The following is a 4058-nucleotide window of genomic DNA, read 5'->3' on the forward strand; positions in this document are numbered from 1 at the left end:
GGCGTGAACTGGTAGTTGTAGCCGATCTGACCGCCGCCGACGAAGCCTTCGTTGGAGTTACGGCCGCCGAACGCACCGGCGCCGACGCCGGCGGGGGTGGCGAGATAGATCGGCGTGGTGGCGACGATGGTCGTCGGGCCGTTGTTGTTGCCGTTGCCCGTGCCGAAGCCGTAGCCGGCGTTGAAACCGGCGTAGAAGCCGGTCCAGGTGAACACCGGCACCGGCACGAACACCGGGGGAGCCGCGCGGCGCGGAAGATCGGCGGCCGAAGCAGCGGCAGTCAGGCCGGCGAGAACGGAAGATGCAACAAAGAGCTTCTTGAACATTTGATGTTTAACCCAGGTCGAAGGCGCATTCGAGATGCGTATGAGCTGTGTCTAACGATCCGCCACAGCTTGCCCTAGTGCATTTGAGACACACTCGGCGCCGAGTTCAGAACCCGTGGATTGCTCGTATAACCGCGGATTTTCTGGTCCACCGCGCGATCCGTTAACGGTTTCGTCACGCCCCAAAAAATTCGCCTGCCGAGCCCGCGGGCGTCAGGGCCGGGGCGCCGATCACCCCAGGACCCGCCCAGACCACAGCATCGGGACACGTTCGCGCCCACGTCCGGCATGGTGAACCCCGCCTCCTGCCGCCCCGCAGCGGATTGTTGCCCGCCCCGGTCCGCGCGAGGCGGGGTGACGGTTCTGCCGCGATGAGAACGACCACGTCTTGCGGTGGACGCCGAAGGACACGGGCGGAGCGGGACGATGTCCGGATCTCAGAGCGGGCGGGTAGCCCGCGTCTGAAGGAGGGCGAAGACCGCGAGAGCCATCGGTACGCCCATCAGAAACAGAGCGAAGAAGAGTCCCATGTGTCACCCTCTCTGTACCGCGGCGGACGGCGGTACTTTCCAGCCCGAACGCTCGGTCTGGAACGCCTGGCATCGGTACGGGCGTCAACTCCGGATCGGCGCACGCGGTTCGCGAAGATGTCGCGTGGTCCCCTCCCGCCGAGCCAGTCCCGCCGCCCTGGACACAGACGATCCAGGATCGATCCGCACTCTGCCCCCGGGACCGGCCGACAAAAGGACGGGATGATCGGCCTTTACCGGGCGCAGGCTTCCTGCATTCGGCGGACAATGGTGCGAGGGTGCACGGGACAGCGCCCGCCCGTCGGACCGGAGCGTTCCTCCACCGGCTGCCATCGCATGACGCTGCAAACCTCAGAGTCTCCCGGCACGGGCAGGAAGACGCAGGTTCTGGGAATCGACCTCCTGCGGTTTCTGGCGGCCTCCGCGGTCATGCTGTTCCATCTCGCCTGCACGTCCTGGATCATTCCTTCCAGCGAGGCGATGATGCTCCTGGATGGCCGGACCCGTTTCCCGGACCTCCTCGGCGTCGCCTCGATGGGATGGATCGGCGTTCCGATCTTCTTCACGATCTCCGGCTTCGTCATCGCCTACTCGGCGGAAGGCTCGACGCCGGAACGGTTCTTTCGCAGCCGCCTCCTGCGCCTCATGCCGGGGGTCTGGATCTGCGCCAGCATCTCCTTCCTGCTGGGCCTCCTGTTTCTGCCCGTCCCCGCAGCCGAGCTGACGCAGGCCTATCTCCGCACGCTGGTGCTCGTCCCCGTCCCGACCTGGATCGACGGCGTCTATTGGACGCTCGCGATCGAGATCGCGTTCTACGCGGTGATCCTCGCGCTCCTCGTGCTGCGCTCGAGCCATCGTCTCGAACCGGTCATCTCGACGATCGGGATGGTCAGCGCGCTGATCTGGATCGCGGCGTCGACGCCCTGGCTGCCCGGTCTCGACGTCCTGGCGAGCAAGAGGATCGCCAAGCTGCTGCTGATCACCCACGGCTGCGACTTCGCACTGGGCGTCCTGGTCTGGCTCATGGCGTTCCGGGGCCTCACGGGCCGCCGCCTGCTCATCGCGTCCGTCTGTTGCGTGGGCAGCCTCCTCCAGATCGCCTACGACACCCGGGCGACGCAGGCGGAACTCGGCATCCAGACGTTCAGCGTCGTTCCCGGAATGATCTTCATCGGCTTTCTGGTCCTTCTCCTCGCCTGCCTGATGTTCGACCGGCGGCTTCATGCCCTGCTGGGCGCGCGCGGCGCGCGGGTCATCCGGACGATCGGCCTCGCGACTTATCCGCTCTACCTCCTGCACACCTTCGTTGGCGTCCTCGCCATGCGCGCCGCTCTGGCCATCGGCTTGTCCCCGTCGGCGTCGCTCGTCGGCGGCATGCTCACGTCCGGGATCGCGGCGGTCGTCGTCGCGACCTGCATCGAACCCGTCCTGAGGGAAAAACTGGGGCGGATCGTCGACAGCGCGTGGTCACGCGCGACGCAGGCCCTTCCGGCTCGGAGCGGGATGCCCTGACCGCGCCCAATGCCGTCGCGGGCGGACCACACCCCTAGCCTGCGATCCGCCATCTGGTATACCAGCATGGCCAAAAGGCTCCGGAGCGCCGCATGACCATCCTGTTCAGCCACGAGGCCGCCCTCGGACACCGGACGCCGCATGGGCACCCGGAGCGGCCCGAGCGCATGCAGGCGATCAAGGAAGCGCTGGGCACCGAGGCGTTCTCGGGCCTCGACAGGCGGGCACCCGAGCCCGCGAGCCTGGAGACCGTGGCGCTCGCGCATCCCGAGGAATGGGTGCGGGCGATGGTGGCGGCCGCCCCCACGGACGGGTTGGTCCACGTCGATTCCGACACGGTGCTGTCGCCGGGCACCATCGACTGCGTGCTGCGCGGGGTCGGGGCCGCCGTCGAGGGCGTCGACGCGGTGATGGGGGGCAAGGCCCGCAACGCCTTCTCGGCGATGCGCCCGCCGGGGCACCATGCCGAGCGTACCCGCGCCATGGGCTTCTGCCTGTTCAACAACGCGGCCATCGCGGCCCGCCATGCCCGCAGCGTGCACGGGGCCGAGCGCGTCGCCATCGTCGACTGGGACGTGCACCACGGCAACGGCAGCCAGGACATCTTCTGGGCCGATCCCTCGGTGCTGTTCTGCTCCACCCACCAGATGCCGCTCTATCCCGGCACCGGCGCGATTTCGGAATCCGGCGACCACGACACCATCGTCAACGCACCGCTCAAGCCCGGCGCCGACGGGGCACGCTTTCGCGAGGCGTTCGAGACGCGCATCCTGCCGCGCCTGACGGCGTTCCGGCCGGACCTCATCATCATCTCCGCCGGCTTCGATGCGCATTGGCGCGACCCTCTCGCCAACCTGATGCTGGAGGCGGAGGATTTCGCCTGGGCGACGCGCCAGGTGATGGAGGTGGCGGAGAAAGCCTGCAACGGCCGCATCGTCTCGGTGCTGGAGGGTGGCTACGACCTGAAGGGACTTGCCGAATCCACCGCCGCGCACGTGGCCGCCCTCATGGAATCGTGAGGCCCACCGGCTCCGCGCGGACCCGCGCGGGCTTTCCAAAGCGTTCCCCTCCCCCACCTATGTGACGATGCTGAACGACCGCCGCCTCGCGCGACTGACCGCCCGTGCCCTCCAGAACGCCCACGGACACCACGGCCAAGACCGGCCCGGCACCCGCAAGATCGTCAGCTGGAACCTGCTGCGGCGGGTCGGCGCGAACGTGGCCGGCATCGCCGCGCTGATCGAGCGCGAACAGCCCGACCTCGTGCTGATGCAGGAGGCCACCAAGGACATCGAGGGCCTGCGCGCCAAGGTCGGCGGGCATTATGCCTGGGCGCAGATGCCGGGGCGCATCCACGGCCTCGCGGTCTGGAGCCCGACCCCCTTCGCGACCCCCCCGAAGGCGGTCGAACTGCCGTCCGGCGCGATGTTCGACCGGGTCAGCCAAGTGATCGACCTCGGCACGTTCGGCGTCGCCAACGTGCACCTCTCGCATGGGCAGGTGCTCAACCGGCGGCAATTGCGCTGCATCGAGCAGAGCCTGCCCGAGCGTGCCGCTGTCATCGGCGACTACAACCTCGTCGGGCCGACCCTACTGCCGGGGTTTCGCGATGTCGGGCCGCGCCTGCCCACCCACGCCATGGCGCGGGTGGTGCCCCTGCGGCTCGACCGCTGCCTCGTGCGCGGCCTGA

The 4058-nt window shown here is 68.3% G+C and carries 3 protein-coding genes and 1 pseudogene; 3 read left to right on the top strand and 1 reads right to left on the bottom strand.

Features of this window, described 5'->3' with window-relative positions:
- Positions 1-326 (bottom strand): annotated as a pseudogene (locus JWQ05_RS17650) (porin family protein); the annotation flags it as partial.
- A gap of 866 nt (positions 327-1192) precedes the next feature.
- On the opposite strand from JWQ05_RS17650, the gene JWQ05_RS17655 reads away from it, so the two are divergent.
- The 3 genes from JWQ05_RS17655 to JWQ05_RS17665 all read left to right on the top strand — a co-directional run.
- The gene (locus JWQ05_RS17655; RefSeq protein ID WP_299661122.1) at positions 1193-2368 is read left to right on the top strand and encodes an acyltransferase; all 1176 of its coding nucleotides are present in this window, start codon (positions 1193-1195) and stop codon (positions 2366-2368) included.
- A gap of 92 nt (positions 2369-2460) precedes the next feature.
- The gene (locus JWQ05_RS17660) at positions 2461-3387 is read left to right on the top strand and encodes a histone deacetylase family protein (RefSeq protein ID WP_299661124.1); all 927 of its coding nucleotides are present in this window, start codon (positions 2461-2463) and stop codon (positions 3385-3387) included.
- Between the two features lie 67 nt (positions 3388-3454).
- Positions 3455-4058: endonuclease/exonuclease/phosphatase family protein (locus JWQ05_RS17665; RefSeq protein ID WP_299661126.1), on the top strand; the 604-nt coding region annotated here is incomplete at its 3' end.

Source organism: Methylobacterium sp. (genome assembly GCF_028290105.1).
Classification (GTDB): Bacteria; Pseudomonadota; Alphaproteobacteria; order Rhizobiales; family Beijerinckiaceae; genus Methylobacterium.